Raw genomic sequence first — 1,789 nt, forward strand, 5'->3', positions numbered from 1 at the left:
ATCTGGCGGATTCTCTCGCGCGTGACGCCGAACTCGCGTCCGACCTCCTCGAGCGTGCGGGGATGGCCGTCCTCCAGGCCGAAGCGCAGGCTGATCACCTTGCGCTCGCGTTCGGCCAGGCCGTCGAGCACCTTCGACAGCTGCTCTTGCAGCATGCTGAACGAGGCGGCGTCGGGCGGCACCACGGCGGCATCGTCCTCGATGAAGTCGCCCAGCTGGGAATCCTCCTCCTCGCCGATAGGCGTTTCCAGCGACACGGGCTCCTGCGAGATCTTCTGGATCTCGCGCACGCGCTCGGCAGGCAGACCCATCTCCTTGCCGATCTCCTCGGGGCTGGGCTCGCGGCCGAGCTCCTGCAACAGCTGGCGCTGGATGCGCACGAGCTTGTTGATGGTCTCCACCATGTGCACGGGGATGCGGAGGGTGCGCGCTTGACCGGCGATGGCGCGCGTGATGGCCTGGCGGATCCACCAGGTGGCGTACGTCGAGAACTTGAAGCCCTTCGTGTAGTCAAACTTCTCGACGGCGCGGATGAGGCCGAGGTTGCCCTCCTGGATAAGGTCGAGGAACAGCATGCCGCGTCCTACGTAGCGCTTGGCGATGGACACGACGAGACGCAGGTTCGCCTCGATAAGCTGCTGCTTCGCGTCGATGCCCACCTGCTCGATGCGGCCGAGGCGGCGCTTCTCGCGGCGCTCGAGCTCGATGCCCTCGTCCTCGGCCTTCTCAAGCTCCTCCATGGCGGCCACGCCGGCCTCGATCTTCATGGCGAGGTCGATCTCTTCGGCGGCCGTGAGCAGCGGGACCTTGCCGATCTCCTTGAGGTACATGCGGACGGGGTCGCCCGTGAGCATGGTCACGCTGGCGTCGGCATTGCGCTTGCGCACGGAGCGCACCTTGCTCTTGCCCGCCACCTTGGGCAGCTGAACCTCGACCGTCGCCTTAAGCTCCTCTTCAGGAATGCCTTCGAGCAGGTCTTCGTCGTCGCTGTCATCGGACAGGGGGCTTTCAAGCTTATCGTCGTCGAGTCCGTCGCCGGCGTCGACCACATCAGGCTCGTCGTCGAGGGCGTCTTCCTCCAGGATGTCTTCGGCTTCGATCGAGGCAACCGCCGCGTTGTTCCGCTCTTGGGCTTGCTTGCTTGAGGCTTGGGCCACGTGATCTTCCTTTCCGACCGGACTGCGCGCAGGGCATGAGTATACATACGCACCAGGCGCAAAGATACAGCCAAATAATATACCACACTTTTCCGTCATCTTGCTGACGAATATGACGCTTGCGCAGGTTTTGCGAGGCTCGCGAACTTGCGCCGCAACCGTGAGCCTACCCCTTGCGCGGCAGGTAGCTGCGCAGCGTCTCGTAGAGCTGCTGGGCATCGAAGGGCTTGGGGATGAAGCCGTCCATCCCGGCAGCGGCCGCGTCCTCGCGGTCCTCCTGGAACGTGTTGGCCGTGAGCGCGATGATGGGCACCGTGCGAGCGTCTTCCCGATCGAGCGAGCGGATCTCGATCGCCGCCTCGAGGCCGTCGAGCAACGGCATCTTCACGTCCATCAACACGAAATCGAACGCTCCCGGCTCCGAAGCTTCGAACATGTCCACGGCTTCGCGCCCGTTCGCCGCACGCCGCGCCTCGACGCCCTGCATGTCGAGCAGCGCCACGGCGATCTCGGCGTTCAGATCGTTGTCTTCGGCAAGCAGCACGCGCGTGCCCGCAAGCGACCGGTCGGCCGTTTCCGCAGGGGTCTCCTCGTCCCCCAAAGCCTCCTCGTCGGCCGTCGGCAGCTCCAGC

General features: G+C 65.0%; 2 protein-coding genes. Both read right to left on the reverse strand.

Features of this window, described 5'->3' with window-relative positions; genetic code table 11:
• On the reverse strand, positions 1-1,157 hold a 1,157-nt coding region (gene rpoD, locus ACMO6A_RS07785; RefSeq protein WP_418471033.1), incomplete at its 3' end, for an RNA polymerase sigma factor RpoD.
• Between the two features lie 166 nt (positions 1,158-1,323).
• Positions 1,324-1,789 (reverse strand): response regulator (locus ACMO6A_RS07790; RefSeq protein ID WP_418471034.1); only part of this gene is annotated, 466 nt, incomplete at its 5' end.

This window comes from Eggerthella sp., from assembly GCF_048329335.1.
In the GTDB taxonomy this organism is placed as follows: domain Bacteria; phylum Actinomycetota; class Coriobacteriia; order Coriobacteriales; family Eggerthellaceae; genus Eggerthella; species Eggerthella lenta.